General features: G+C 65.7%; 23 protein-coding genes. 14 read left to right on the top strand and 9 right to left on the bottom strand.

Annotated elements, in window-relative coordinates; translation table 11 throughout:
• Positions 1-69: 69 nt before the first annotated feature.
• On the bottom strand, positions 70-882 hold the full coding sequence (locus tag ACSFC5_RS12490) for a shikimate dehydrogenase (RefSeq protein ID WP_440765578.1): 813 nt from the start codon (positions 880-882) through the stop codon (positions 70-72).
• A gap of 109 nt (positions 883-991) precedes the next feature.
• On the opposite strand from ACSFC5_RS12490, the gene ACSFC5_RS12495 reads away from it, so the two are divergent.
• Positions 992-1,408, top strand: a complete 417-nt coding sequence (locus ACSFC5_RS12495) for a universal stress protein (RefSeq protein ID WP_440765579.1) — start codon at positions 992-994, stop codon at positions 1,406-1,408.
• Positions 1,409-1,489: 81 nt separating this feature from the next.
• Positions 1,490-2,434, top strand: a complete 945-nt coding sequence (locus ACSFC5_RS12500; RefSeq protein ID WP_440765580.1) for a calcium/sodium antiporter — start codon at positions 1,490-1,492, stop codon at positions 2,432-2,434.
• Between the two features lie 28 nt (positions 2,435-2,462).
• Here ACSFC5_RS12500 and ACSFC5_RS12505 read toward each other — a convergent pair whose 3' ends face one another.
• From ACSFC5_RS12505 to ACSFC5_RS12525, 5 genes are all read right to left on the bottom strand, one after another.
• Complete coding sequence (locus ACSFC5_RS12505) at positions 2,463-3,809, bottom strand: carboxylate--amine ligase (RefSeq protein WP_440765581.1); 1,347 nt, start codon at positions 3,807-3,809, stop codon at positions 2,463-2,465.
• Positions 3,810-3,899: 90 nt separating this feature from the next.
• A complete protein-coding gene (locus tag ACSFC5_RS12510) occupies positions 3,900-4,334 on the bottom strand; it encodes a nuclear transport factor 2 family protein (RefSeq protein WP_440765582.1) in 435 nt (144 codons plus the stop codon).
• 209 nt (positions 4,335-4,543) lie between these two features.
• The gene (locus tag ACSFC5_RS12515; RefSeq protein WP_006092173.1) at positions 4,544-5,425 is read right to left on the bottom strand and encodes a coiled-coil protein; all 882 of its coding nucleotides are present in this window, start codon (positions 5,423-5,425) and stop codon (positions 4,544-4,546) included.
• Between the two features lie 315 nt (positions 5,426-5,740).
• A complete protein-coding gene (locus tag ACSFC5_RS12520) occupies positions 5,741-7,672 on the bottom strand; it encodes a glycoside hydrolase family 2 protein (protein ID WP_440765583.1) in 1,932 nt (643 codons plus the stop codon).
• Between the two features lie 60 nt (positions 7,673-7,732).
• Positions 7,733-8,821: a tubulin/FtsZ family protein gene (locus ACSFC5_RS12525; protein ID WP_440765584.1), complete on the bottom strand. Its 1,089-nt coding sequence runs from the start codon at positions 8,819-8,821 to the stop codon at positions 7,733-7,735.
• Between the two features lie 166 nt (positions 8,822-8,987).
• On the opposite strand from ACSFC5_RS12525, the gene ACSFC5_RS12530 reads away from it, so the two are divergent.
• From ACSFC5_RS12530 to ACSFC5_RS12540, 3 genes are all read left to right on the top strand, one after another.
• Positions 8,988-9,413: a DUF5791 family protein gene (locus tag ACSFC5_RS12530; protein ID WP_440765585.1), complete on the top strand. Its 426-nt coding sequence runs from the start codon at positions 8,988-8,990 to the stop codon at positions 9,411-9,413.
• A 131-nt stretch (positions 9,414-9,544) separates the two neighbouring features.
• Positions 9,545-10,435: an SDR family oxidoreductase gene (locus ACSFC5_RS12535; protein WP_440765586.1), complete on the top strand. Its 891-nt coding sequence runs from the start codon at positions 9,545-9,547 to the stop codon at positions 10,433-10,435.
• An 88-nt stretch (positions 10,436-10,523) separates the two neighbouring features.
• The gene (locus ACSFC5_RS12540) at positions 10,524-11,711 is read left to right on the top strand and encodes a DHH family phosphoesterase (RefSeq protein ID WP_440765587.1); all 1,188 of its coding nucleotides are present in this window, start codon (positions 10,524-10,526) and stop codon (positions 11,709-11,711) included.
• A gap of 94 nt (positions 11,712-11,805) precedes the next feature.
• Here the strand turns inward: ACSFC5_RS12540 and glmM are convergent, their stop codons facing one another.
• Positions 11,806-13,164, bottom strand: a complete 1,359-nt coding sequence (gene glmM / locus ACSFC5_RS12545) for a phosphoglucosamine mutase (protein ID WP_440765588.1) — start codon at positions 13,162-13,164, stop codon at positions 11,806-11,808.
• Positions 13,165-13,378: 214 nt separating this feature from the next.
• Between glmM and ACSFC5_RS12550 the strand changes: the two genes are divergently transcribed.
• The 7 genes from ACSFC5_RS12550 (at position 13,379) to ACSFC5_RS12580 (ending at position 21,577) form a co-directional block, all read left to right on the top strand.
• Complete coding sequence (locus tag ACSFC5_RS12550; protein ID WP_090304183.1) at positions 13,379-13,687, top strand: transcription factor S; 309 nt, start codon at positions 13,379-13,381, stop codon at positions 13,685-13,687.
• 139 nt (positions 13,688-13,826) lie between these two features.
• A complete protein-coding gene (locus ACSFC5_RS12555) occupies positions 13,827-14,132 on the top strand; it encodes a DUF7518 family protein (protein WP_440765589.1) in 306 nt (101 codons plus the stop codon).
• Between the two features lie 108 nt (positions 14,133-14,240).
• Positions 14,241-17,831 carry a chromosome segregation protein SMC gene (gene smc / locus ACSFC5_RS12560; protein ID WP_440765590.1) on the top strand — a complete coding sequence of 1,197 codons (3,591 nt, stop codon included), beginning with the start codon at positions 14,241-14,243 and terminating at the stop codon, positions 17,829-17,831.
• Positions 17,824-18,921, top strand: a complete 1,098-nt coding sequence (locus tag ACSFC5_RS12565) for a segregation/condensation protein A (RefSeq protein WP_440765591.1) — start codon at positions 17,824-17,826, stop codon at positions 18,919-18,921. Before smc ends, ACSFC5_RS12565 begins: the two co-directional genes overlap by 8 nt.
• A gap of 93 nt (positions 18,922-19,014) precedes the next feature.
• The gene (locus ACSFC5_RS12570; protein WP_440765592.1) at positions 19,015-19,683 is read left to right on the top strand and encodes a DUF8108 domain-containing protein; all 669 of its coding nucleotides are present in this window, start codon (positions 19,015-19,017) and stop codon (positions 19,681-19,683) included.
• 74 nt (positions 19,684-19,757) lie between these two features.
• Positions 19,758-21,221 carry an MATE family efflux transporter gene (locus ACSFC5_RS12575; RefSeq protein ID WP_440765593.1) on the top strand — a complete coding sequence of 488 codons (1,464 nt, stop codon included), beginning with the start codon at positions 19,758-19,760 and terminating at the stop codon, positions 21,219-21,221.
• A 164-nt stretch (positions 21,222-21,385) separates the two neighbouring features.
• Positions 21,386-21,577, top strand: a complete 192-nt coding sequence (locus tag ACSFC5_RS12580) for a hypothetical protein (protein ID WP_440765594.1) — start codon at positions 21,386-21,388, stop codon at positions 21,575-21,577.
• Between the two features lie 78 nt (positions 21,578-21,655).
• Here ACSFC5_RS12580 and ACSFC5_RS12585 read toward each other — a convergent pair whose 3' ends face one another.
• Positions 21,656-22,354 carry a phosphoribosyltransferase gene (locus ACSFC5_RS12585; protein WP_440765595.1) on the bottom strand — a complete coding sequence of 233 codons (699 nt, stop codon included), beginning with the start codon at positions 22,352-22,354 and terminating at the stop codon, positions 21,656-21,658.
• 134 nt (positions 22,355-22,488) lie between these two features.
• Here ACSFC5_RS12585 and ACSFC5_RS12590 point away from each other — a divergent pair, with 134 nt between their 5' ends.
• Positions 22,489-23,811, top strand: coding sequence for a chymotrypsin family serine protease (locus tag ACSFC5_RS12590; protein WP_440765596.1), 1,323 nt, complete (start codon positions 22,489-22,491; stop codon positions 23,809-23,811).
• A 35-nt stretch (positions 23,812-23,846) separates the two neighbouring features.
• Here ACSFC5_RS12590 and ACSFC5_RS12595 read toward each other — a convergent pair whose 3' ends face one another.
• Complete coding sequence (locus ACSFC5_RS12595) at positions 23,847-24,569, bottom strand: class I SAM-dependent methyltransferase (RefSeq protein WP_440765597.1); 723 nt, start codon at positions 24,567-24,569, stop codon at positions 23,847-23,849.
• A 136-nt stretch (positions 24,570-24,705) separates the two neighbouring features.
• Here ACSFC5_RS12595 and thiC point away from each other — a divergent pair, with 136 nt between their 5' ends.
• Positions 24,706-26,139, top strand: coding sequence for a phosphomethylpyrimidine synthase ThiC (gene thiC, locus ACSFC5_RS12600; protein ID WP_440765598.1), 1,434 nt, complete (start codon positions 24,706-24,708; stop codon positions 26,137-26,139).
• Positions 26,140-26,224: the final 85 nt, after the last annotated feature.

The following is a 26,224-nucleotide window of genomic DNA, read 5'->3' on the forward strand; positions in this document are numbered from 1 at the left end:
GTTGGTTCCATCACTTAAATTCGCCTGATACGATCCTCCACCGGGTCGATATCGGGCCGATTCGCCGGCTTAGAGGTGTGCGCGGAGGGTCTCGTTCATGGCGTCGACCGGTGCGTCTCGCCCCGTCCACAGTTCGAGCGCCTCGACGCCCTGGTAGAGCAACATCCACGCGCCGTCGACGGTCGTCGCGCCCGCCTCGGCCGCGTTCCGGAGGAGTCGCGTCTCGAGCGGCCGGTAGACCGCGTCCAGAACCGCAAGCTCCCCGTGGAGCGCCTCGGCGGGCACCGGCGTCGCGTCCTCCTCCATTCCGACGCTGGTGGCGTTGACCAGCACGTCGGCCTCCGCAAGCAGGTCTGCGAGTTCGTCCGTCTCGAGCCCGTGCCCCGTCGCGTCCGGTACCTCCGCGGCGAGATCGTGGGCGGTCGACTCGGTTCGGTTGGCGATCGCGACGGTCGCGCCCGCGTCGGCGAGGCCGAATGCGATCGCTCGACCGGCACCGCCCGCGCCGACGACGACCGCGCGCGCGTCCTCGAGCGTCACGTCGTGGTCCCGCAGCGCGCGGAGCGCGCCGACCGCGTCGGTGTTGTGGCCCGTCGGTGTCTCTCCCGTAAAGTCGACCGTGTTGACCGCGCCGATCCGGGTCGCGAGTTCGTCCGCCTCGACGGACTCGAGGACGTCCTGCTTGAAGGGAATCGTCACGTTTAGCCCCGTGATTCCGAGCGCCTCGGCCCCGTCGACCGCGGCCGCGATATCCGCGGGTTCGGGTTCGAAGGTGACGTACCGCGCCTCGAGACCGAGTTCGTCGTAGGCCGCTTCGTGCATCGGCGGCGACAGCGAGTGACCGACCGGGTTGCCGAGCAACCCGAAGACGTCCATAGCCATACGGACAGTCGATTCGGCGGGGATATAACGGATGTGACTTCCACGGCGAGACCCCCAGCGTGTGGGAGTGAGTCCCGTCACTTATGATGGCATGCGCCGAACTGCCAGTATGAACCTCCTCGTGCCTATCGACGACTCGGAGCCAGCCCGCGCGGCACTCGAGCACGCGGTCCGCGAGTACCCGGACGCGACGATCACGGTGTTGCACGTCGTCGACGCGAACATGTCGCGGTACGGAGAAGGCGGAGTCTACGCCTACGAGTCCCTGATCGAATCGGGCCAAGAAGCCGCCGAGGACCTGTTCGCGGATGCCGCCGAAGTCGCAGCGGCCCACGACGCGTCAATCACGACCGAGACCGTCGTCGGCCAGCCCGCTCGAGAGATCGTCGACTACGCCGACGAGCACGAGATCGATCACATCGTCATCGGAAGCCAGGGTCGAGACGGCGCGAGTCGCGTCCTGCTCGGCAGCGTCGCCGAGCGCGTCGTCCGTCGGGCGGCCGTTCCGGTGACGATCGTCCGGTAAGGGCGGGAATAGCCACCTACTCGTCGGCGGAACGAACTCGGTTCCGGGCCGCTTTTACGCTGTTCGCGTGTAGCCGCGGCCATGCTCTCCGGTATTCCGCTCTATCTGGTGCTCCTCGCCGCCGGCGTCGTCGCGCTGTACGCCGGCGCCGAGTTGCTCGTCGCCGGAGCCGGACGACTCGCACTCGGAATCGGCCTTCGAGCGGCGACCGTCGGCGTGACCGTAATCGCGTTCGCGACGACTGCGCCCGAACTGTTCGTCGCGACCATCGGCGCGCTGGACGTCTCGACCGACATCGGTCTCGGCGCGGTGATCGGCTCGAACATCGCCAACATCGGGCTGGTGTTGGGTCTGGCCGCACTCATCAAACCGCTGCAAATCAGCTCCACCGTCATGCGTCGGCACGTCCCGTTCATGGTGTTTTCGGCCCTCTTGCTCGTCGTTCTCGGCGCAAACGGCACAATCGGACGACTCGAGGGCGCGATACTCCTTCTCGTTCTCGCCGGTTTCACGGGCTATCTGGTCTACTACGTCAGCGCGGATCCGGCACCGATGGTTGACGATCCGGGGGCCGGAGACGGGGTTGAACGCCGAGACGTCGCGCTCGTCCTCGGCGGCCTCGTCGCGCTCCTGGTCGGGTCGCGCTGGCTGGTCTCGGGCGGTACCGGCCTGCTCTCCGAGTTCGGCTTCTCGGATCTCTTCATCGGGCTCACCGTGCTCGCACTCGGCACCTCGTTGCCGGAGCTGGCGGCCTCGGTCGTCGGCGCCATCCGCGGCGAGACCGAGTTCGCCATCGGCAACGTCGTCGGTTCGAACATCTACAACATCCTCGCCGTCCTCGGCATCGTCGCGCTGATCACCCCGATCGAGATCGCGCCGAGCACGCTCCGGCTCGAGCTCCCGGTGCTGGTCGTCTTCACGATCGTTTTGGTCGGAATGATGGGCTACGGTCGCCGACTCACGCGCCTCGACGGGGCGGGGCTCGTCCTCGGCTACGCCATCTTTCTCTACCTCCTGTATCCGTGACAACGGAACGCAAAACTGATCCGAACCGTCAGTCGTCGAGGTGCTGTGACGCCTGCGACGGCGGTGCGCCGTGGGGTTCTGCGGCGGGCTGGTCGGCTTGCTCCGGCGTGTCGCTCTCGACGACCGGTCGCGCGTCCTCGCTTTCGACGCCCTCGTCGTCGGCCGACGGCGTCGCTGATCTACTCGCTCGCCACGCCTGCACGAGGTTCAATCCGTCCTGGAAGAACGGGGCCGGGTCGTCGGCGACCGCGTAGTCGAATCGCGGCTCGCGCACGAGCGACGTCGCGACATCGCGCAGTGCGCCGACGAACGACGGTCGTTCGACCATGGGGTACTCCTCCGTCGCGACGCTGTGGAGGTAGCTCAGTTCGCCCCGAAGCAAGTGGCCACCCGTCCCGGGCTCGTACGTCGCGTCCGACTCGACCCGCTGGCCGATCGCCTGTTGCCAGTAGTAGTACGGAAAGTCCGCGCCGGCGGTGACGGAAAACGGGAGCGAGGACCAGAAGCGCGGATTGATCTCCATGAGTTTGTACTCCTCCGCGTCGGTGTCGCGCAGGAACTCGACCATCGCGAGCCCGTGCCACTCGAGTTCGTCGAGGAGGTCCCGGCCGGCGGTCTCGAGATCGGGATCGTAGACGGCTTCCCGGTAGGCGCTCGGGCCGCCGCAGTACTTCCAGCCGCGGCGCTGGCAGTGCTGGAAGGTGGCGACCGCCTCGCCCTCGTCGTAGAGGGCGAAGAAGGCGAACTCCCGCGAGTCGGGGATCCGCTCCTGGACGAGCGGCACGTGGCCGCGTCGTTCGACGGCGGCCTGCAAATCCGGCGGCGAGCCCGGCTTCTGGTACTCCGTCGAGCCGATCTCGACGCGTCCGGCATCGGAGCTGAGATAGCCGGGTGCGGCGACCGTATACCGCGGCTTCACGATCGTCTCGCTCTCCCAGTCGTCCCACTGGTCGAGCAGCGCCGTTTCGGGAACCGCCACGTCGGCCGCGTCGGCCGCGGCGAAGAGTTCGACGCGGTCTTGGACCTGTCGCAGCGTCTCGAAATCGGGCCAGTTCGTGTCGACGACCTCGGCGAACGCGTCCTTCCGGTCGGCGAGTACGTAGACGTCCTCCTCGCGGACCGGGATAACCGTTCGAACGTCCGGCCGTTCGGCGAGTTCGAGCAACGCGTCACCGTACGCGGTGATATCGTCCGCCGGATCCGGCACGCGGACGAACTCGTCGCAGTACTTCGAGGCGGCCGCGGGCGTCGCCGGCGAGTCGGAGGCGACAACGGTGTGGACGCCACGCGGGCGAAGCGACCGTAGGCAGGCCACGGTGCTCGGCGCGTCGATGCCGGGGACGAGGACACCTGCGTCATCTTTGTCTCGTTGCATGGTCGAGGAATGCTGATCGACTGTCATCGGTATGAGGTGGATACTTCGGATCGGTGGTTGGGATTCGAGTGCTGTTTCACGGACGCGGTGTTAGTGCGCGAACCGTCGTTGCTCGAGTGCGGTGTCGGTGTACGCCCGACACCGCTGGATCGTTTCGCCGTCGAATTCGTAGACGTGGACGAACGCGATATCGAACGGAGTGCCGTCGGCCGTCCCGACGTATGCTCCCTCTACTACGACGGTTTCACCCGCCTCCGTAAACCGCTCCGGAAGGGCCTGCAGGTGATCCGCCCCCTCGCGGAGTCCCGCGGCGACGTTTTCGACAACGTCGTCGACACCCGTATAGCTTTGTTCGATCGCCCCGCCGCTCGTCGTCGTCGTCCAGTTGACGTCGTCGGCCAGCGCCGCACCCACGTCCGCTCGCCCACCACGGTTCGTAACGAAGCGGTTAAACCCGGCGTACAACTCAGTGAGCAGTTCCCGGTTCACCGTTCCCTCCGTCGATCGATTCGTGTTCGCTTCCATCGTCCTGATATCTCACGTCGATAACGCGGGTGCACAAAATAGCTCACTCCGTTCACACGGCGTGAAAATACACAACTCGAGGAGCGTCGTCTCTGGGCCGATATCAGTGTCGGCGGCGCGGGACAGCGACGGCTACAACGGGTGTCTCGAGACGCTGTGTGGGCTATAAACGAGAGAAAACTGCAACTGCGCCGGTAGACGAGATCGACCTAGAGCAGCCCCGTCTTCTGGAGCTTCATCAGGTCCTCGGTGTCGAGGGTTTCGCCTTCCTTGAACTTCTGATAAATCTCCTCGGCCTCCTCTTTGGCCTCCTCTTTCTTCTTGTCGCGCTCGGACTTGCGCTCTTGCTCTTCTTCCTTGTCCAGTTCGCGCAGGCGCTTCTGGACGCGGACGAAGTCTTCGTGGTGCTGGTCGGCGGCCTCCTGGGCCTCGACGAAGGACTCGTGCATGTCGTCGGCGTCGTCGCGGATGTCGTCGGCCTCGCGATAGGCCTCGATCATCTGGTTGTGGTGCTCCTGAGCTTTGTCAGCGAGCTCCGTCACCTTCTGGTGGTGCTGGGAGGCGTCCGATCGCACTTCCTCGGCTTCCTCGACGAGTTCCTCGAGATCCTCGTTCTGATCGAGTTTTCCCTTCCGGTCTTCGTACTCCTCGCGTTTGCCCTCGATCTTCTCGATGAGCTCCTTTTCCTCCTCGCTCGAGAGGACCTCGGTCTGCTGTTTGAACTCGAGTTGCTCGATCTCCTCTTTGAGCTTGTCGAGGTCCTTGCCCTCGTCGAGCTCCATGTCCGATTTGAGCTTCTCGACCTTGTCGAACAGTTCGTTGGCCTCGGCGTTGAGCTCGTTGCGTTTGTCCTTGTGCTCTTGGACCTTCTCGTTGAGCTCGTCGCGTTTCTCGCGGTGCTCCTGGGCTTCGTCGACTTTCTCGCGCGTCTTGGCGTTGAGATCGTCGCGTTTGGAAGCCCGGTCGGAGGCCATCTGGTTCAGCTCGTTTCGCCGGTCTCGCAGCTGCCCGGCCATCTTGATGAGCTGTCCTTTCGATTTGTTCGCTAGGTCGTCCTCTGTCAGTTCGATGTTTTTCGATTCGTCTACCATGTGTTAGTCAAACCTCTGTGCCATACCCGCACCGGAGCGCCGGTCGCCCGCCTCGAGTACGACCCGTACCCGTCGGTCGGGTGCGTGTCGTAGGTGAGAGACGAGTGGCCGTGTACAGCGTTCGCTCAGGATCTGCGAAACCTCGGTGAATAAGTTTCCTGTCATCGATCGTCGAGCGATACGCGCCCCGGTGGCGTTCTGGTAACCATACCTACTGGCGCCTTCAATTTAAATGTACCGGTCCGGTACCCCCTGAAAACCGTTAGCAGGGGCCTCCACGGACTGTGTCGGCCAGTAACATGGTTCCGGAGGAACTTATAAATGATACCGGTTACGAATCCGCCGATCGCCGATCGCGACGGTCAGTTCGATTCGGGTCGCCGTCCGTGGAATTTGGGCCGTGCCAGCGGCCGTCGTCTCGAGGGGATCGACCTCGACTGTCGTCTCGCCCTCGTCGTTGTCGGCCACCCAGGAGACGGTTGCTTCGAAAGCGTCGTGCGTGTCGTTACAGAGCGTGATCCCGATCGATCCGGCGGCTGGCGGGCCGTCGAGAACCGCCTGCACCGGCTCGAACGATCGAACGAGTCCGCGATACGCCGGCTTCTCCTCGCCGGCGTGGCTCACAACGCCCATTCCGCCGCCGGGAGCCGCGTCGCGAATGGGGGCTGCCGTCGACAGCGCCGACTCGTGCCGGCGAAGCGTCTCCGCGACGGTCTTCAGCGTCTTCGCCTGATAGCGCTGGGACTCCTCGAGACCGGCGTCCGTCCCGACGCGTCGCTCGAGTACCGCCGCGTCGAGTCCCGGAATCTCGGCGGGGTCGGCGTCGTCCGCGGCCAGCGATCCCGCATCGAAACCCGCGACGAGCCGTCCCAACGTGCGGTCGCGCTCGAGCAGCCACTCGAGGTCCGCGGCCGAGAGATACTCCCAGCCGGGCGAGAGCCGCGTCGCGTCGGGCTCGGTACCCGGCGGCCCGGTGCTCGAGACGACGGCGGGAGAGCCCGGCTTCGACTCCTCGGCTGCTGCGTCGGCGGATTCGGCGACCGTCTCCGCGATCCGCTCCCCAACCGCGTCAGCGACCGATTCGGCTGCACCGTGATCCACGTCGGCCCGCCACGCGCGATAGCGAAACCGAAGTTTCGTCAGGAACCCGCTCCCGTACAGTCCGTCGAAGGGGCTGGGTAACTCCTCTGAAACGCCGTATATCGCGGCGCTCGGACGGTGGGTGTACCGTTTCGCGAGCGTCGCTGCGAGCGCGGCGGCTTCGTCGGCCGACGGCTCGTCGTTCGGTTCGACTCCCACAACGTCTTGCCAGACGAGGAGTCCGGCCTCGTCGCCGGCCGCGTACAGTGACTCCGGGGGAACGTGCCCGTTCGCGCGCACGAACGTCGCGTTCGCGGCGGCAGCGCGTTCGACGTCCGCGACGGGGTCACCACCCGGTAGCCGCGCGAACCCGCGGAGCCGAACCGGCCGGCCGTTGATCAGGAACTCGTCACCATCGCGTTCGACGTCGCAGAAACCGACCGTCTTCGAAATCGCGTCGTCGCCGAGTTTCGCCCGCACCGTGTACCGATTCTGGGGACCGTATCCCTGCGGCCACCACCGCGACGGCTCGCGGATCTCGAGCGTATCTGACACCGTCACCCGCTCGCCCGCGGCTGCCCGCACCGGCACGCGCTGCATCGCCGCGCTCCCGCGAAATCCCTCCGGTCGCAGCGAGAGCGTGATCGCGTCGTCGACCGCCTCGCCCGCATCGACCTCGCACTCGACGTCGATGACGCCGCCGTCCTCGGTGAATCGGGGACGGGCCTCAAGGCGGCGACAGAACGTCTGCGGGCGGGCCTCGACGTCGACCGCCCACGGGACGGCGGACGTCGCGTGTTCGGTCGCATCGATGGCCTCCTCGGAACCGACCACCGCGCCCGGCCGCTCACAGACGACGATCAGTTCGTTCGTCGGTCGGGGGTCGAACGTGGTCCGAAACGGACCGACGAACGGCTCGTGACCACCGACGCGGGTTCCGTTCAGCCAGATTTCGGCTCGAGACGCGTTCCCGCGAAGTTCCAGCAGGGCGCGCTCGCGCTCGTCCGCGCGCGGATCCGCGACCGTCGTTCGGTAGGCGATCGGTTCCGTCGCGTCCGCGAACGCAGTCTTCGATCCGGGGACGGCCACCGACCGCCACTCCTCGACCGTCGGCGGGCTATCGTCGGTGTGTCCGTCGACGACGCCGCCTGTCCACTCGCCACTCATTGACACACCCACGGAACCCGAACAAAAAAGCCCTTCCGACGTGTCGGGTGTCGGCGTGACCTAGAAGAGGTTCTCGAGGCGGTCGTCCGCGAACTGTTCTGCGGGGTCGGATCGCTCGTCTTCCCGTTCCTGTGCCCGATTCGCCTCGCGTGCGCGATCCATGAACGCCTGTACGCGATCGGAGCGTTCGGCCCCGCCGAGCAGGACCAGCGCGCCGAGTCGGTCGCTGTCGAGCGGGAAGTCGCCGCCGCGGACCTGCATGCTGCCGGTCTCGTCCTCGAGCCAGCGGCGCGCGCGTTCGACACCTTTGCGGGGAATTCGGTCGGGTTCGCCGGCGATGACCAGCAGGGCCGAATCGGCCGTCGTCGCGTCCGGGAGACTCGTCCCCGTCAGGAGGGCCTGTCGCGAGACGCTCATCGCGGTGGTGATGTTTTCCGCGCTGTCCTCGCTCGCGAGTTCGGTCGCGTAGCCGAGCACCGAGACGCCGCCCGAGCGGAGCGTGTTGATGACCTCGCTCGAGTCGACCACGCTCTCTCCGACGCCCTCGACGGCCTCGCCGGAGGCGAAGAGCAGGCCGACGCGCTGGGCAATTTTCCCGTTGATCGTCTCGAAGGCGCCGTCCATGCTCTCGCCCTGTTCGTGCCACGCGTCGTTGTCGATCAGCAGTGTCGAGTCGGCCTCGCGGATGATGGTCTTCAGGGACCGGCCCGCGTTGGCCTGGTAGAGCGCCCCCTCGTTACGACCGGGGAGAACGCCGAGCGCGTAGACCGGCACGTCGTAGACCTGCTGGAGGTGGTGGACGAGCACCGGCGCGCCGCCGCTGCCCGTTCCGCCGCCGAGCCCCGCGACCACGAAAATAGCCTCGGCGCTCGAGGTGACGCGCCCGTCGAGGGCGCCGAGCACCTGCTGGATATCGGATTGCATCACTTCGGTGCCGAGTTCGTTGTCGCCGCCGACGCCGTGTCCGTTGACGCGGTCCGCGCCGATCAACTGCGTATCGGCGAACTCGAGCGATTGGAGGTCTGCTTCCGCGGAGTTGACGGCCAGTGCGCCCTGGACGGCTCCGAACCCCATCTCCGCGTCGAAGCGGGTGAGCCGTTCAGTGACTTTGCCACCGGCCTGACCAACGCCGATCAGGGCAACTTTCATACGGATTTCATGTAAGTACGGGTAATTGAACGTTCCGGTGAACAACTACACTGACAGTGGACGAACGTACCAGTCGGCGAACGAACGTCTCGGTCCGCGGCCGCACGCGGACGGGCCGGAACGGACAATAACAATTTCTTTTAGCCCGATGGCCGTTTCGTCGCATATGTTCTACGACCAGCGGATGACCGTCCCCGACTCGCCCGCCGACCTCCGCGCCGAGTACGAGGGCGATCTGCGGGCCGTCGTCGACCAGCACGGAGCCGACGCCGTCGCCGAGGAGACCGACGTGGACCGAGACACCGCCGACGCGCTGCTCGAGTCCGAGTCGCCCGACCTCACAATTGCGGAAGTCGCCCAGATCCAGTCGCTCGAGGACGGCGAACCCGAACCGGACGAGATGGTCACCATCGCCTGCGAGCACCTCCTGTTGGGGATGTCGACGGCCGTCCTCGACGTCGATTCCATCGAGACCGAACTCGAGATCGAACTGGACGCGAAAGAAATCCAGCAGAAACTCGAACAGCGCGCCCCGATGTCGCTCGAGGAGTTCGTCCACATTCAGTACGTGATCGCCGACGGCGCACCCTAATTTAGTACTGACTCGGCCGAGTCGGAATCGACCGACGCGTCTCGGTCCGATTTCGGTCGACAACTGCACCGTGAACGGTTAATTTTCGCTTCGAACCCCGAGATTATGTACGCGCACCCACGAGTCGACGTATGAACGTCGCAATTCTGGGCTGTGGCCACGTCGGCCTCGAACTCGGTCGCCAACTCACCGAGCGCGGGCACGAGGTGACCGGCGTGCGTCGCTCCGACGACGGCGCCGAGGCAATCGAGGCCGCCGGATTCAACGCCGTCAAGGCTGACGTCACCGACCGCGAGGCGCTCGAGGCCGTTCCAGACGTCGACGCTATCGTCTTCGCGGCCAGCAGCGGCGGCCGGGGCGCGGACGCGGCCCGCGAGGTCTACGTCGAGGGCCTGCGGACGGCCATCCAGCAGTTCGGCGAGCGCGGGAACGGCCCCGACAGGCTGGTCTACACCTCCTCGACGGGCGTCCACGGCGACCACGGCGGCGACTGGGTGGACGAAGAAACCGAACTCGATCCGACCACCGAGAAGACCGCGGTGCTCGCCGAGGCCGAACGGATCGCCCTCGAGCTACCCCCCGAGTACGGCTTCGAAGGTACCGTCGCGCGCTACGCCGGCCTCTACGGCCCCGGTCGCTACCGACTCGAGCGCTACCTCGAGGGGCCGGTCACCGAGGGCTACCTGAACATGGTCCACCGCGACGACGCGGCCGGGGCCGTTCGCTACCTTCTCGAGGAGGATCTCGCGCGCGGCGAGATAGTACAGGTCGTCGACGACGAAACCGCTCCCAAGTGGGCGTTCGCCGACTGGCTGGCCGAGCAGTGCGAGGTCGAACAGCCGCCGAAGCAGACGAAAGCCGAACGACTCGAAGACGGAGACGTCTCCGAGGCCGGCAAACGCCGCATTCTAACCAGCAAACGCTGTTCTAACGGCAAACTGCGGGGCCTCGGCTACGAGTTCGCGTACCCGACCTACCGGGAGGGGTATCGGGACGCGATCGAGGCGTATCGCCGTCGCTGACGGTTCTACTGTGCCGTACGCGTGGATACCGACGGGAAAGGGTCGCCAGAGGGGGAAATTTATTGAGGATTCACTTTGATTGTCGGGTATGAGCGACCGGGACCCCTCGACCAGCACACTCTTTCTCGAGCCCGACGCCTTGCTGGTCGAGAGCGTCGTCGACGAACTCCAGGCCCTCGAGCCGCTGGTGCTCTCCCTGCTCGTCCTCGCGACCGTGGCCGTCGTCGTCGGCGGCTGGTGGGTCGTCCGCTGGTTTCGTCGCCCGCCCGGCGTCCGCATCCAACGCCTGCTGGGGAACTACGACGAGATCGCGGTATTGATGCACCCGAACCCGGACCCCGACGCCATGTCCTGTGCGATGGGGATCGCCCGCATCGCCGAGGCCGTCGATACCGAGGCGACGCTGCAGTACGCCGGCGAGATCCGCCACCAGGAGAATCGCGCGTTCCGAACCGTCCTCGATCTGGAACTCGAGTCGATCGAGTCGAGTTCGCAGCTCGCCGCCGACGCCGTCGTCCTCGTCGATCACAACACGCCGCGGGGCTTCGCGGGCTCTCAGACCGTCGAACCGATCGCGGTCGTCGACCACCACCCCGGTAACGGGGCCGGGACGGAGTTTACGGACGTTCGGACCGACTACGGCGCTGCGTCGACGATCCTCGTCGAGTACCTGGACGAACTCGACGCGACGATGGCGGCGGAGGGCGGCAACGGGTTCGAGATCTCCGAGGAACTCGCCACGGGACTCCTGTACGGCATTCAGTCGGATACGAACCGGCTGACGAACGGCTGCTCGCGGGCCGAGTTCGACGCCTGCGCCTCGCTGTTTTCGGGGATCGACGAAGACCTCCTCGACCGGATCGCCAACCCGCAGGTCAGCGACGACGTGCTGCGGGTCAAAGCGACGGCCATCACCGAGAAACGCGTCGAAGGTCCGTTCGCCGTCTGTGACGTCGGCACGCTCTCGAACACCGACGCGATTCCCCAGGCTGCGGACGAACTCATGCATCTCGAGGGCGTGACGGCGGTCGTCGTCTACGGCCAGAACGACAACACGATTCACCTCTCGGGGCGTTCGCGGGACGACCGGGTCCACATGGGCGAAACCCTACGCCACGCCATCAGCGACATTCCGATGGCCAACGCCGGCGGCCACGCCCGGATGGGCGGCGGACAGGTGTCCGTCGATCACATGGAGGGGATCGGACCCTCCGACGGGATCAGCAGGCCCGAGTTCGAGGAGCGGCTCTTTTCGGCGATGGCCGGCGAGCGGTAGCCAACTGATCGTACAGTAAGACGGACAGCGAACGCTCGAGTGCGTTCTATCCGTCCGAATCGAAGGAGCGAGTTCGGTTCGACTCGAAGCCGCGCTACTCGGCGGACGGCGTTTCGGTAGTCCCGCGCGTCTCGCCCCCGTCGGTCGCCGCGAGGACGATCTCGCGAGCCTCCTCGAACAGTTCCTCGGCGCGGTCCGGATCGCGCGCCTCGGCCGTGATCCGGACGACGGATTCGGTCCCGCTGGGGCGGACGAGCGTCCAGCCGTCGCCGTGGTCGATTCGAACGCCGTCGAGGGCGTCGACCTCGAGGTCGCGCTCCCGGACCGTCGTCTCGACGCGCTCCATGACGGCCGCCTTGTCCGTCACTTCGATCGAGGTTCGGCGAATGGGGTAGGTCTCGAGGTCGTCGACCAAGTCGGCGAGCGAGCCCGCGCGTTTGGTCATCGCGGCGAGTTTCGCGGCTGCGAGCGGACCGTCCGGACAGAGCGTCTCGTCGGGCCAGATCCACGCGCCGCTGGGTTCGCCGCCGAAGACGACGTCGGGTTCGGTCGCCCGCTCCGCGACGTAGACGTCGCCGACGGCGGTTCGCGTCACCGAGGCACCCGCGGCCGCCACCGCGTCGTCGACGGCGAGACTCGTATCCACCGGCGCGGCGATCCGGTCGCCGTCGCTGACCATCTCCCGGGCGAACAGCGCGAGCAGGAGGTCTTTCGGGACGAACCGGCCGCGTTCGTCCACGGCGACCATCCGGTCACCGTCGCCGTCGTGGGCGAGTCCGAGGTCCGCGTCCGTCGCGCCGACCAGTCGCTGGAGGTCCTCGAGCGTCTCCTCGTTCGGTTCGCTCGGTCGGCCCGGGAAGCGGCCGTCCTGCTGGGCGTTCAGCGTTCGCACCTCGCAGCCGAGTTCGATCAGCGCCTCCGCCGTCACGCTGCCCGCGCCGTTGCCGACGTCGACCACGACGTCGAGTCCCGAGAGATCGTCGACGGTGTCCGTAATCGTTTCGGCGTGTCGCTCGAGCAGCCCCTCGTGGTGTCTCCGGTCGCCGATCCCGTCCCAGCGCTCGAGGTCGTAGCGCTCGTTCTCGACGCGATCCGTGATCGCCGCGCGGCGCTCGGTGTCGAACGCCTGACCGGAGGGCGACCAGAGTTTGATTCCGTTGTCGGTCTTCGGGTTGTGGGAGGCGGTGATCACGACGCCCGCGTCCGCCTCGAGCCAGTCGACGCCGCGGGCGACGGTCGGCGTCGGGGCGATACCGATCACGATGACGTCGCCGCCACACTCTCTGATTCCGGCGCTGAGCGCGTCGATCAGCATCGTGCCGCTCTCGCGGACGTCGCGACCGACGACGACGCGTTCGTACCCCTCGGATGCCAGCGCACGGCCGACCGAAAGCGCCAGTTCGGCCGTTACCTCTTCGCCCACCGCCCCGCGAATTCCGCTCGTTCCGAACATGGACGGAGCTACCACGACCGGGTATATAAAAATCGGAACATCGTCCTGCGTTCTGAGAGCTCCTGACACGGGAGTCGATACCCGACTGAGACGTCCGGTGACCTGTGACACCCGTTCGTCCGTACTGCGGCGAGTGCGAACGTGTTCGCCCCGTCTCCGCCGATAGCTCCAAACGGGTCGCTTAAGTCTCTCGGCCGACGTAGCCCGGACACTAATGGAATTTTGCGACGAATGCGGTTCGATGATGAAAGCCGACGACGGGCTGTGGGAGTGTGGCAGCTGCGGCTTTACGAAGCCGAAAGGTGACGCGGACGAGTACATCGTGACGGACGATCAGGAGGCGAGCGAGATCATCGAATCCTCCGGGGAAACCTCCCTGCCGGAGACCGACGCGCTCTGTCCCGAGTGCGGTCACGACCGGGCCTACTGGTACATGCAACAGATTCGGTCGGCCGACGAGAGCGAGACGCGCTTTTTCATCTGTTCTGAGTGCGAGCACAAGTGGCGCGAAGACGACAACTGACCGTCTCCCCCCTTCTCGTCGGTTGCACCCAGCAGTAGTCCCGTGCGGTGGATCGCCGGCCGTCAACCAGACTCAATGTACCAGCCAAATTAATATTGTCTGACGTACGTTTATGTGGCCGGACGGACCCCTAGGATACATGTCGAAAAATCGCGTCGAGGAACTCGAGTCGACGGTTGCGGAACTCGAGTCGACGGTAGAAGGGCTGACGGACGAACTCATCGAATCCAAGGAACGCATTCGCGTACTCGAGGCCGAACTCGACACCGAGTCGCCGACCCGCGTCCCCGAGCGACGCGGCGGCGAGGAAGCGGAGTCGGCGGACGAGGTGACGCAGGAAGCGGCACCGGACGAGGTCGCGGAGGCCGCGGCCGACGCGGACGGCGAGGAGGCGGCTCAGGACGAAGCGGAAGACTCAGGTAGCGACGACATTATTGTCGCATAACTGCGTGGCGACGGCGCGGCCGCGGTCGACCGTCGGCGGTATCGACGGCAGCCGACCCCGCGACGACACCCGCCACGATCCCCGGGAGACGGAGGGCTCGAGAAGAGAATGTATATCAAGGCACTCGTTCTGGACAATTTCAAGAGCTTCGGCCGAAAGACGAAGATCCCCTTTTATCAGGACTTCACGGTCGTCACGGGACCGAACGGTTCCGGGAAATCGAACATCATCGACGCCGTCCTCTTCGCGCTCGGACTGGCCCGCACGCGCGGGATCCGCGCGGAGAAACTAACCGATCTCATCTACAACCCCGGCCACGAGGACGGCAACGACTCCGGCGGCCCGCGAGAGGCGACCGTCGAAGTGATTTTAGACAACACAGATCACACCCTCGAGCGGACCCAGGTCGTCAACGCCGCCGGCAGCGACGACGTCGGCGACGTCGACGAGATTCGCATCCGCAGACGGGTCAAAGAGACCGAGGACAACTACTACTCCTACTACTACCTCAACGATCGCTCGGTCAATCTCTCTGACATCCAAGATTTGCTCGCCCAGGCCGGCGTCACGCCGGAGGGCTACAACGTCGTCATGCAGGGCGACGTGACCGAGATCATCAACATGACGCCCCACGCGCGCCGGGAGATCATCGACGAGATCGCCGGCGTCGCGGAGTTCGACGCGAAAAAAGAGGACGCGTTCGGGGAACTCGAGGTCGTCGAGGAGCGAATCGACGAGGCCGAGTTGCGCATCGAGGAGAAACGCGACCGACTCGCCCAGCTCGAGGACGAACGCCGGGAAGCACTTCGGTACCGCCGACTCCGCCGCGAGAAGGAGGAGTACGAGGGGTACAAGAAGGCCAGCGAACTCGAGGAAAAGCGCGCGGACCTCGAGTCCGCCCAGTCGAAGGCCGACGGACTCGCCGAGGACTTAGAAGAGCTCCAGCGGGAACTCGACGAGCGCGAAGGGACGGTCCTTCGCTTGCAGGAGGACCTCGAGGATCTCAACGCCGAGATCGAACGCAAGGGCGAGGACGAGCAGCTGCGAATCAAAAGCGAGATCGAGGAGATCAAAGGCGAGATCTCGCGACTCGAGGACAAGATCGAATCCAGCGGGGAGGCGATCGAGGAGGCGGAATCCAACCGTCGCGAGGCGTTCGTCCAGATCGATCGCAAGCAGGAGACGATCGAGGAACTCGACGACGAGATGCGCGAGCACAAACTCGAGAAGGCCTCGATCGCGAGCGAGATTCAGGAACGGGAGGCAGAACGCGACGAACTCGAGGCCGAGATCGACGCCGTCGACACCGAGTTCGACGAGCTCAAGGCGGATCTGTCCGAGCGGAAGGACGACCTCGAGGCGGCAAAAACGACCAAAAACGACCTCCAGCGCGAGCAGGACCGCCTGTTGGACGAGGCGCGCCGGCGCTCGAACGAGATCAGCGAGAAGGAGGCGACGATCGACCAGCGCCGCGAGGAGATCCCCGAGATCGAGAGCAAGCGCTCCGAACTCGAGCGAGAGCTCGAGAAGGCCGAGAAGAACCGCGAGAATACTGCCGGTGTCGTCGACGATCTCAAAGGTGAGAAGCGACGCCTCCAGTCGGACGTCGACGACGTCGACGACGACATCCAGGCGAAACAACAGGAGTACGCCGAACTCGAGGCCAACGCGGGCGAGAGCGGCGACTCCTCCTTCGGTCGTGCGGTGACGACCATCCTCAACGCGGGGATCAACGGCGTTCACGGTGCAGTCGCCCAGTTGGGCAACGTCGCCGGCGAGTACGCCGTCGCTTGCGAGACCGCGGCGGGCGGCCGACTCGCGAACGTGGTCGTCGACGACGACGTCATCGGCCAGCAGTGTATCGACCACCTCAAGTCGCGCAACGCGGGTCGGGCGACGTTCCTGCCGATGACGGATATGAACCAGCGTCGGCTGCCCAACGCGCCGAGCGATCCCGGCGTCGTCGACTTCGCCTACAACCTGGTCGACTTCGACGGGCAGTACAGCGGCGTCTTCTCCTACGTGCTCGGCGACACGCTGGTCGTCGAGGACTTAGAGACCGCCCGCTCCTACATGGGCGACTACCGGATGGTTACCCTCGACGGCGACTTAGTCGAGAAAAGCGGCGCGATGACCGGCGGTTCGGGCGGCGGTTCGCGCTACTCCTTCACCGGCGGCGGCGAGGGCCAACTCGAGCGCGTTGCCAAACAGATCACGGAACTCCAGGAGGAACGCGAGGAGTTGCGCGAGGAACTTCGCGACGTCGAGGAGCGCCTCGACAACGCTCGCGACCGCAAAACCGACGCGGCCGACGAGGTGCGTTCGATCGAGAGCAGCCTCGAGAGCCTCGCGGAGCGACGCGAGTCCGTCGAGGATGAAATCGAGACCCTCGAGGACGACCTCGCCGATCTCGAGGACGAACGCGAATCCGTCGACGAGCGGATGACCGAGATCTCGGGCGAGATCGAGGAGAAGACCGCCGCAGTCGAGGCAATCGACGCCGATATCGATGAACTCGAGACCGAACTCGCGGACTCGAAGATTCCGGAACTCACCGCACAGATCGAAGAGCTAGAGAACGAGATCGACGAACGCGAGGATCGCATCTCGGATATCGACAGCAAACTCAACGAACTGAGCTTGGAGAAGGAGTACGCCGAGGACGCCATCGAGGACCTCCATGACGACATCGAGACGGCCCAGAACCGCAAAGCGGAGCACGAAGACCGGATCGACGAGTACGAGGCGGAGATCGAGGGGAAACGCGAGACGCTCGAGGCAAAACACGAGGCCGTCGCGGACTTAGAGGACGAACTCGCCGAGTTGAAAGACGAGCGAAGCGACCTCAAGGAGGAGCTTTCCGAGGCCCGGACGAGCCGCGACCAGCAACAGGATCGGGTCAACGCCGTCGAGAGCAAGCTCGAAAACACCCGCAGCAAGGTCGGCGACCTCGAGTGGGAGATCGAGAGCCTCGAGAGCGAGGTCGGCGACTACGACCCCGAGGACGTGCCGGACCACGAGACGGTCCTCGAGATGATCGAGTACCTGACCGCGGACATGGAGGCGATGGAGCCGGTGAACATGCTGGCGATCGACGAGTACGACGACGTCCGGAGCGACCTCGAGGAACTCGAGGACGCGAAGGCGACCCTGGTCGAGGAGGCCGAAGGGATCCGCGATCGGATCGAGCAGTACGAGACCCAGAAGAAACGGACGTTCATGGACTCCTACGACGAGATCGCCGGCCAGTTCACGGAGATCTTCGAGAAGCTCTCAGAGGGGACCGGAACCCTGCACTTGGAGAACGAGGACGACCCGTTCGACGGCGGGTTGACGATGAAGGCCCAGCCGGGGGACAAGCCGATCCAGCGACTCGACGCGATGTCCGGTGGGGAGAAGTCCCTGACCGCACTCGCCTTTATTTTCGCGATACAGCGGCACAACCCCGCCCCGTTCTACGCGTTAGACGAGGTCGACGCCTTCCTCGACGCCGTCAACGCCGACCGGATCGGCGAGATGGTCGACGAGCTCTCCGAGAAGGCCCAGTTCGTCGTCGTCTCCCACCGCAGCGCGATGCTCGACCGCTCCGAGCGAGCGATCGGCGTCACGATGCAACAGGACAACGTCAGCGCGGTGACCGGCATCGACCTGAGCGACGACGACTCCGGCGACGGTGAGGAGGTGCCGGCGAGTGACTAGCGAGGAGCCCGAGGAGCCGGATACGACGACGACGGGGTCCTCGAGTACGCGAACGGAGAGCAGAGCGAACCGTGAGCGAGGCGAACGGTGCAAGGACGATTTCTATACGGACGGCGGGAAAGAGGACATCCCGCTGAACATCGCGGGTCACGAGGAGCGTGAGCCGCCGGGATCTGACTCGAGCGACGCTCCCGAATCGCCGGGCGACGGATCGGTCCTCGAGTTCTCCGAAGACGACGACCTGGGCGGGGACATCGAAGACAGCGAGGACGAAGACGACGAAGTCGAGCCCGTCGAACTGCTGGTCCAACTCGCCAAGAACGGCGAGATCGATCCCTGGGATATCGACATCGTCGCGGTGACCGACAAGTTTCTCGAGGCGCTCGACGACGCTGACCTGCGGACCTCGGGCCGGGCGCTGTTCTACGCGAGCGTTCTCCTGCGGATGAAAAGCGACGAGCTGTTCGCCCCGGACGAACCCGAGGCGGACGAACTCCCGCCGTGGGAGGCGCCCTTTGCCGACGAGGGGCCGATGGACGGCGGCGACCCCGACGCCGAGGGCGGGCCGCCCGGTTTCGACCCCGTCGAGGGGCTCGAGGCGGAGATGGAACGCCGCCTCGAGCGCAAGCAGGCCCGCGGGAAGCCCGAAACGCTCGACGAACTGGTGCGGGAACTGCGCGGGGCCGAACGCGGCACCTGGTGGAAGGAGTCCCGAACGTACGACACGAGCGACTCGCCGCGGGGCTACGACCGCGGGATGCAGGAGCTGAACTACCACTCGGGCGACGACTTCCGGGTGGACGACGAGCCGACGAGCGACGACGTCACCCACACGACCCACGAGGAGGACATCGAAGCCGTCATCGACGACGTCGAGTCGGAACTCGAGTCCCAGTACGAGCAGGGCCGCGAGGAGGTGCTGTACGCCGAAATCGACGGCGTCGGCGGCACGCGCGTGATGACCTATCTCGCCCTCCTCTTTCTCGCCCACCGGGGCCGGGTGCGCCTCGTGCAGGACGAACTGTTCGGCGACCTCTGGGTGCAGGACGCGACCGTCGAGACGGAAGCGACCGAAGCGGTTGCGGACTGACTCGAACGGAGGCGAAACTGACCGGCGGTCGTAGACCGACCGACTGCGAAACTGCCACAAACGTTTACCGAGCACCGTTCGAACCTCGGGTCGATGTCCAGGCCTACCGACGCGCGACCGGACGACGCGGCCTTTCGCGTCCGCGTCGAGACGTTCGCCCTCCTGCGGCGAGCGCTCCCGTTCGGCGTTCTCGCGGGGTCGCTCGTCGGTCCGCTCGTCGTCGTCGACTCGAGTACTGCGGTGTGGCTCTCGATGAGCTGTTTCTTCGGGACGCTGTTCGTGTGCTGGACGCTCCGCGGACTCCCGCTCTATCCGGCCCACACGTTCGGGATCGAGTACCGGTTCGAAGACGATGAGTTCGCATCGGACCGACGGCAGTGCGTTCGCTGTGAGGCGGTGATCGAGGGCGGAACGCACCGTCGCTACGCGCGCCAGTTCGTCGTCCTCGGGGTGCCGGTGTACACGCTCGCCTGGGGGCACAACGACTTCTGTCCGGGCTGTCTCGACGTCGATCCGCACGGAGCGAGCGACTCCGAATCACGGGAGACGCGCGAGTCGACGCCCGGATCGCCCGACGGCGGAGCGGACGGGTCGGCGGACTCGAGGGAAGGGGCAGAACGGGCAAATCGGGTCGGCACTGCCGCGGACAACCGGCAACCCGGTGATGCCCCCGGAACCGACATCGTCCGCCGCGTCGATCTCCGCGACGAAGCGACGGCGCTCGAGGTCGAGCGAGCGTTCGACGACAACGGCTCGTATTAGTGTGTCTGTACGAGAGTGGTTGGCGATATCACACCTCACGAGAAAACAAGTAAGTCGAGCGATACGCTCGTAGTATGTCCTCCGGCGAGTCGCCGGACGAGAGTAATCTCACGGAGGGATCGCTCGTCCGGCCGATGTTCAAGCTGGCGTGGCCGCTCGTGGTCATCCAGCTCCTGCAGGTCGCCTACAACGTCGGCGATACCTTCTGGCTCGGCGCGCTCTCGCCCGACGCCGTCGGTGCGGTGAGCCTCGCCTTTCCGCTCCTCTTTCTGGTGATCGCGGTCGGTGCCGGGTTCACGACGGCCGGCGCGATCCTGATCGCCCAGCACACGGGAGCCGAAAGCGGGAAGGGCGGCCTGATCGCCGGGCAGACGATCTCGTTCATCTCGATCGTCGCGGTCGGTCTCGGTATCATCGGCTACTTCGCGACCCAGCCGATGCTCGATCTCCTCCCGGCCGACAGCGAGACGGAGGCGGCGATTCTCCCGCTGGCGGCCGACTATCTCCAGATCTTCTTCCTGGGAGTTCCCTTCGTCTTCGGCTTTTTCGTCTTCGCCGCGCTCATGCGGGGCTACGGCAACACCCGCGCACCGATGCGCGTAATGGCCATCAGCGTCGTTATCAACCTGGTAATCGACCCGCTGCTCATCTTCGGGGTCGGGCCGCTGCCCCGCCTCGAGATCGCCGGCGCCGCCGTCGCGACCGTCGTTTCCCGAGGGATCGCGACGCTGATCGGCTTCTACCTGCTGTACTACACGGATGTCGGTCCCGACATCGAGTTCGGCCACCTTCGTCCGCGCCTCGAGTACGTTTCCGAGATCACCCGGCTGGGCGTCCCGACGGCGCTCGAGCAGTCGATGACGGCGCTGGCGCTGGTCGGGATGACCGCGATGGTCGTCACCTTCCCGCCGGCGGTCGTCGCGGCCTACGGGCTGGGCAACCGACTGATCTCGCTTGCGTTCCTGCCCGCGATGGGGGTGGGGCAGGCGACGGACTCGATCGTCGGCCAGAACCTGGGTGCCGGCATGGCCGATCGCGCCGAGAAGGCGACGTGGATCGCCTCGGGCGTGGTCGCCGGGATCATGTTCGTCGCCGGGGCGCTCGCCTTCCTCTTCCCGGAGCCGTTCGTCGCGGTGTTCCTCACGGCCGAGGAGGCGGGCCGGGCCGAGACGCTCGCCCACGGCGTCACCTACCTCCAGTTCGCCGCGTTCGCGTTCGTCTTCATGGGCGTCATGCAGGTGATTCAGGGCGCGTTCCGCGGCGCCGGAAATACGAAGACGGCGCTGGCATTCGCCGTGATCGGCCTGTGGATCGTCCGCGTCCCGGTCACGTACTACCTGATCTTCGTCGCCGGCTGGGGAACGACGGGAATCTGGACCGGCGTCGTCGTCGGTGATATCGTCGGCGCGATCGCCGCCGTCGCGTGGTTCACGCGCGGCACGTGGAAGGAGTCGCTGCTCGACGAAAGTGGCGACGAAGAGACGGATTCGACGACGGGAGCGACCGACTCGAGCGAGGCCGAATCGGTCGCCGAGTAACGAACGCGTCGGACTCGGTATCTGTCCGTTCGAAACGGTGTCGAAACCGGTATCAGGGGTCGATTTGACGGATCGACCTCTCAACCGCGAACACGTACTGCTTTTCCTTCAACCCTAATCTGTTTGGAAAATCCCTCAAGCAGTGTGGCGGTGTACGAAGGCGTATGCTCACGAACAGGGAGTCAACCGACGGGGACGACGGACCGAAGCAGTACCTGGTGACGTGCGAGGGCTGCTCGTTCGAACACGCGGCCGACGGGCGCGAGCGTGCAACGGCGATCGGCGCCGATCACCGCAGAGAGACGCACCACGTGGTCGTCGCCTTCGAGGTCCCGCCCTCGCTCGGATCGCGGTAACCTCCGTGCGGCCTCGAGCCACGCCCGTGACTCGCGCTCGATACGACGACAGCCCACCCGCCGGCTGTTACCAGCTGTTCAGTCGCCGGCGAGCATCCACTCGCCAGGTCCGGCGGACTCGAGGATGTCGCGTCGTTCCATCTCGGTTAGCACTTCCGGAACTCGGTCCGGCTGAGCGATCTCCATTTCGATCCGGTCGATGTTGTGGAACTCCGAGAGATAGTGACGAATCTCCTCCTGCGTGAATGTGTCCTGCTCGGCTTGCGCCATGACGCTCGAGACGAGGTCGACCATGTCCTCGATGAAGTTCCAGGGGTAGACGATCCAGGTCCACTCCTCTAGGTGTTCGCCGACGTAGTCGGGTTGGTACTCGCTGGTTCCGAGCAACTGGAGCGTCGCCGTTCGAACCTCGCCGGCGTCGCGATCGGTGACGTACTCGTGGGCCCGTTCGATGGAGCCGCCGGTGTCGGCGATATCGTCGATGATGAGGACGTCCTTCCCTTCGACGCTCCCCTTGGGCATGGGGTAGCGAACGGTCGGCTCGCCGCTCTTCTCGGCGGTTCCGACGTAGTGTTCCATCTTCAGGCTCGTCAGGTCGTCCAGTCCGAGGAAGTCACAGAGACACCGGCCCGCGAACCAGCCCCCGCGGGCGAGCGCGACGACGACATCGGGTTCGAACGCGTCGTCGCGAACCTCGTCGCTGACGTCGCGACAGAGGCCGTAGATGTACTCCCAGGTAGTGATCGTACAGTCGAAATCGTCCGGTAGATCGGACATCTGATGGCACCTACGCGATACCAGTGTGGCGACCCTCATAAGTCGGCTGAAACCCGCCGTCCTCACTGCGTGTCGTCCTCAATTAAATTCAATATTATTGAGACAGAATACTGTATAGAAGGGTGCAATAGCCCATGCCCACCAGCCAGGACTACGAGTACCTTCTCGAGTGCAAGAACGTGATCGGCGTCGACTACGACGAGCGGGAGGATCGAGTGACCGTCTTCGTCACCCAGAAGGAGTCGGACGACTGTCTCGCGGACGAGGATCACGTCGCAAAGCGCGTAGCCGACGCGGGCGACGACGTGACCATCGACGTCGTCGACGCGGGCTACGGCGAGGAGCGCGAGGGGTTCGACGCGCTGTCGATGTACGAGACGGTCCCCGAAGCCGCACCCGGACGCGAGGGACGCCACCGACCCGTACCCGCGGGCGTCAGCGAGAGCAACGCGAACCTGACGGCGGGAACCGGCGGCCCGTACCCGGCTCGAGTCACCGATCCCGACGACGGAGACGTCGTCTGGCGCGACGACATCGAGTCGGGCGACCTCGTTCGGCTCTCGAACAACCACGTCTACGCCCGCTCGAACGAAGCCGATCCCGGCGCGCCGATCCGCCAGCCCTCGCCCCGCGACGGCGGCACCGAGGACGACGCGGTCGGCGAACTCGTCGGCTACGTCCCCATCGAGGAGGGCGTTCGGGTCGACATCGCCGCCCGATCGGCCGGCTCGGATCGGGACGCGGCCGACTACTTCGAACTCGAGGACTCGTGGCCGACGGCGATCCGACGCGAGGAGTACCAGGCGCTGCGGGGCGAGACGGTGACGAAAACGGGCCGCACGACGGGCGTCACGAGCGCCGAGATCGAGGCGACGAGCGCGAGCGTCCGCGTGAACTTCGGCGAGGAGCACGGCCCCGTACTGCTTCGCGAGCAGTTGGTCACCGGCCCGATGTCCGAGGGCGGCGACAGCGGGTCGCCGGTATTTCTCGAGGACGGAGCGCTCGTCGGCCTGCTCTTCGCCGGCTCCGCCGAGCAGACGATCTGCAACCGGATCGGACTCGTCGAGTCCGAACTCGGCGTCGAGATTCTGACGGAGGACCCGAGCGCGGGTGACGGTAGCGACGGAAGCGAGGGCGTCCCCGTCCACACGACGACGCTCGATCGCACCGTCTCGGTCGACCTCGAGCCCTCGTCGCTCTCGCTCGAGTCCATTCGATTCGAGGACCGGATTCGGCCCGGCGAGCGCGTCGAGGCTGTGGTCACCGTCCGTGCCGAGTCCGGGGCGTACTGGCTCGCCATCGAGGACGAGCGGACGATGGTGACGATCCCTGAGGACGGCGACGGCGATGGATCTCGAGGACGGGCGACGGCGAGTATTCTCGTCTCGGTGCCCGACGACGTGGACGACTCGCTGACGGTTCGTATCCGTGGTGGGCCAGTCGAGACGCTCGAGTAGGAGGTCAGACGCGTGCTACGGACGTCAGCAGTGTGTTAGGGTGGTGAGACGAGGCGAAGACAGAGGAAGTTCGGACGGGTCGCCTCGTACTCGTACCGTTCCGGGTTCGCCTCGCGGTACGCTTCCGTGGGCGTCGGTTCGAGCAGTCGGTCGAGCCGGAACCCCGCCTCGAGCGCGGGAGACAGCATCGCGGAGAGCGGCCGACGGTACGCCGGAACGTCCACCTCGGTATCGAAGGACTCCCACGTCGCCGAAACCAGTTCCAGTTCGTGATAGTTCTCGGCGTCGTCGTACTCCTCGAAGTCGGCGTGGGGATGTTGCACCGAACAAACGATCCAGCCGCCGGGAGTCAGGACTCGGCGGAGTTCGCGAAACAGCGGCGTCCACTCTTTTACGTAGTGAAACGCCAGCGAACTGGTGACGCCGTCGAACGCGTCGTCACTGAACGGGAGGCCACTCTCGAGGTCGGCCCGAAGGAAGTCGGCATCGGGGACCCGTTCTCGCGCGTACGCGAGCATTTCGCGACTCGCGTCGAGACCGATGACGGTCGCGCCACGATCGGCGAGTTCGTCCGCGAGGTGACCGGCACCGCATCCGGCGTCGAGAACGCGCGTTCCTTCGACCGCGGCGAGCAAGGAGAGCGTTGCCGGCCGTTCGAGGTAGGCGTTCGACGGCTTCGTATCGCCCTCGCGGTCGTACCCTGCCGCGAGTTCGTCGTAGGCCCGCTGGGCAACTGGGTGGTTCGGCGTCTCGGGCATTAGACGCACGGAGACGCCACGAGCATACAACTCTGTACATCTTCCGTGCCGAACGTCGACAGCGTTGCCGGCGCTCTTTCGCCGGTCTACGGCCAACGCCAGAGCTATATAACTCGATGGTACAACCTAGTTATCGATGGCGCGAACACAGATCGAAGCCGCACGCGAGGGGACGGTTACGGACGCGATGGAACGGGTCGCCGAACGCGAGAACCGAAAGCCGGAGTTCGTCCGGGAGCAGGTCGCCGAGGGGCAGGCCGTGATTCCGGCGAACGTCACTCACGACGCGCTCGACCCGATGATCATCGGCCGCGAGTTCGCGACGAAAGTCAACGCGAACATCGGCAACAGCGAGACGACGAGCGATCTCGAGGAGGAGTTGCGAAAGCTCCACACCGCGGTCCACTACGGCGCGGACACGGTGATGGATCTCGGCACCGGGAGCGATCTCGACGAGATACGCGAAACGCACGTCGACCACTCGCCGGTGCCGATCGGGACGGTGCCGCTGTACGAGGCGGTAAAGCGAGCGGGCGGTCCCGAAGAGCTCACGACGGAGCTGCTGCTCGAGGTCATCGAGAAGCAAGCCGAGCAGGGCGTCGACTACATGACCATCCATGCCGGAATCCAGGCGGAGCACCTGCCGCTGACCGACGGCCGGAAGACGGGAATCGTCTCCCGAGGCGGGTCGATCATGGCGTCGTGGATGGAAAGCCACGGGGAGCAGAACCCGCTCTTTCAGGTGTACGACGAAATCTGCGAGATTTTCGCCGAACACGACGTCACCTTCAGCCTCGGGGACAGTCTTCGACCGGGGTCGCTGGCCGACGCCTGCGACGAGGCCCAGTACGCCGAGTTGGACACCTTAGGCGAACTGACCCGTCGCGCCTGGGAGCACGACGTGCAGGTGATGGTGGAAGGACCGGGTCACGTCCCGATGCACAAGGTCGCCGAGAACGTCGAGCGCCAGCAGGCGGTCTGTGACGGCGCGCCGTTCTACGTCCTCGGCCCGCTCGTGACCGACATCGCGCCGGGCTACGACCACATCACGAGCGCCATCGGGGCCGCGATGGCAGCCGAGGCCGGCGCGGCGATGCTCTGTTACGTCACCCCGAAAGAGCACCTCGGACTCCCCGACGAGGAGGACGTTCGCGACGGCCTCGCAGCCTACCGGATCGCCGCCCACTCCGGCGACGTGGCGAACGAACGCCCCGGCGCGCGCGACTGGGACGACGCGCTCTCGGAGGCGCGGTACAACTTCGAGTGGCGCGAGCAGTTCGGCCTCGCGCTCGACCCCGACCGCGCCCGCGACTACCACGACCAGACGCTGCCCGAAGACAACTACAAGGAGGCCCGTTTCTGCTCGATGTGCGGCGTCGAGTTCTGTTCGATGCGGATCGATCAGGATGCGCGGGAAGACGGGGAGATGAACCGACTCGAGTCGACCACCGATCTCGAGACCTCCTCCGCAGCCGAGGTGAATCGGCCACCGGTCGGGACGCACGACTCGGACGGGCTGTCGACGGTCGGGGACGAGAGTCAGTCCGTCGAGCGGGCCGGCGACGACTGAGAACCGGGCGACGATCCGTGGCGTCCGGATCGGTGTCCACGGCGATGCCGAGGACAGCAGATTGATACGTCGGTCGTCCCACGGA

Source organism: Natronorubrum marinum, from assembly GCF_052040125.1.
GTDB lineage: Archaea > Halobacteriota > Halobacteria > Halobacteriales > Natrialbaceae > Natronorubrum.

Bases quoted from the DNA above. Each gene is read 5' to 3' on its own strand.
- ACSFC5_RS12555 (WP_440765589.1), top strand. From the start codon at position 13,827: ATGTCGAAAAATCGCGTCGAGGAACTCGAGTCGACGGTTGCGGAACTC.
- ACSFC5_RS12590 (WP_440765596.1), top strand. From the start codon at position 22,489: ATGCCCACCAGCCAGGACTACGAGTACCTTCTCGAGTGCAAGAACGTG.
- ACSFC5_RS12530 (WP_440765585.1), top strand. From the start codon at position 8,988: ATGTTCTACGACCAGCGGATGACCGTCCCCGACTCGCCCGCCGACCTC.
- ACSFC5_RS12490 (WP_440765578.1), bottom strand. From the start codon at position 882: ATGGCTATGGACGTCTTCGGGTTGCTCGGCAACCCGGTCGGTCACTCG.
- smc (WP_440765590.1), top strand. From the start codon at position 14,241: ATGTATATCAAGGCACTCGTTCTGGACAATTTCAAGAGCTTCGGCCGA.
- ACSFC5_RS12515 (WP_006092173.1), bottom strand. From the start codon at position 5,425: ATGGTAGACGAATCGAAAAACATCGAACTGACAGAGGACGACCTAGCG.
- ACSFC5_RS12550 (WP_090304183.1), top strand. From the start codon at position 13,379: ATGGAATTTTGCGACGAATGCGGTTCGATGATGAAAGCCGACGACGGG.
- ACSFC5_RS12580 (WP_440765594.1), top strand. From the start codon at position 21,386: ATGCTCACGAACAGGGAGTCAACCGACGGGGACGACGGACCGAAGCAG.
- ACSFC5_RS12535 (WP_440765586.1), top strand. From the start codon at position 9,545: ATGAACGTCGCAATTCTGGGCTGTGGCCACGTCGGCCTCGAACTCGGT.
- glmM (WP_440765588.1), bottom strand. From the start codon at position 13,164: ATGTTCGGAACGAGCGGAATTCGCGGGGCGGTGGGCGAAGAGGTAACG.
- ACSFC5_RS12520 (WP_440765583.1), bottom strand. From the start codon at position 7,672: ATGAGTGGCGAGTGGACAGGCGGCGTCGTCGACGGACACACCGACGAT.
- ACSFC5_RS12570 (WP_440765592.1), top strand. From the start codon at position 19,015: ATGTCCAGGCCTACCGACGCGCGACCGGACGACGCGGCCTTTCGCGTC.
- ACSFC5_RS12510 (WP_440765582.1), bottom strand. From the start codon at position 4,334: ATGGAAGCGAACACGAATCGATCGACGGAGGGAACGGTGAACCGGGAA.
- ACSFC5_RS12505 (WP_440765581.1), bottom strand. From the start codon at position 3,809: ATGCAACGAGACAAAGATGACGCAGGTGTCCTCGTCCCCGGCATCGAC.
- ACSFC5_RS12595 (WP_440765597.1), bottom strand. From the start codon at position 24,569: ATGCCCGAGACGCCGAACCACCCAGTTGCCCAGCGGGCCTACGACGAA.
- thiC (WP_440765598.1), top strand. From the start codon at position 24,706: ATGGCGCGAACACAGATCGAAGCCGCACGCGAGGGGACGGTTACGGAC.
- ACSFC5_RS12575 (WP_440765593.1), top strand. From the start codon at position 19,758: ATGTCCTCCGGCGAGTCGCCGGACGAGAGTAATCTCACGGAGGGATCG.
- ACSFC5_RS12495 (WP_440765579.1), top strand. From the start codon at position 992: ATGAACCTCCTCGTGCCTATCGACGACTCGGAGCCAGCCCGCGCGGCA.
- ACSFC5_RS12585 (WP_440765595.1), bottom strand. From the start codon at position 22,354: ATGTCCGATCTACCGGACGATTTCGACTGTACGATCACTACCTGGGAG.
- ACSFC5_RS12500 (WP_440765580.1), top strand. From the start codon at position 1,490: ATGCTCTCCGGTATTCCGCTCTATCTGGTGCTCCTCGCCGCCGGCGTC.
- ACSFC5_RS12540 (WP_440765587.1), top strand. From the start codon at position 10,524: ATGAGCGACCGGGACCCCTCGACCAGCACACTCTTTCTCGAGCCCGAC.
- ACSFC5_RS12525 (WP_440765584.1), bottom strand. From the start codon at position 8,821: ATGAAAGTTGCCCTGATCGGCGTTGGTCAGGCCGGTGGCAAAGTCACT.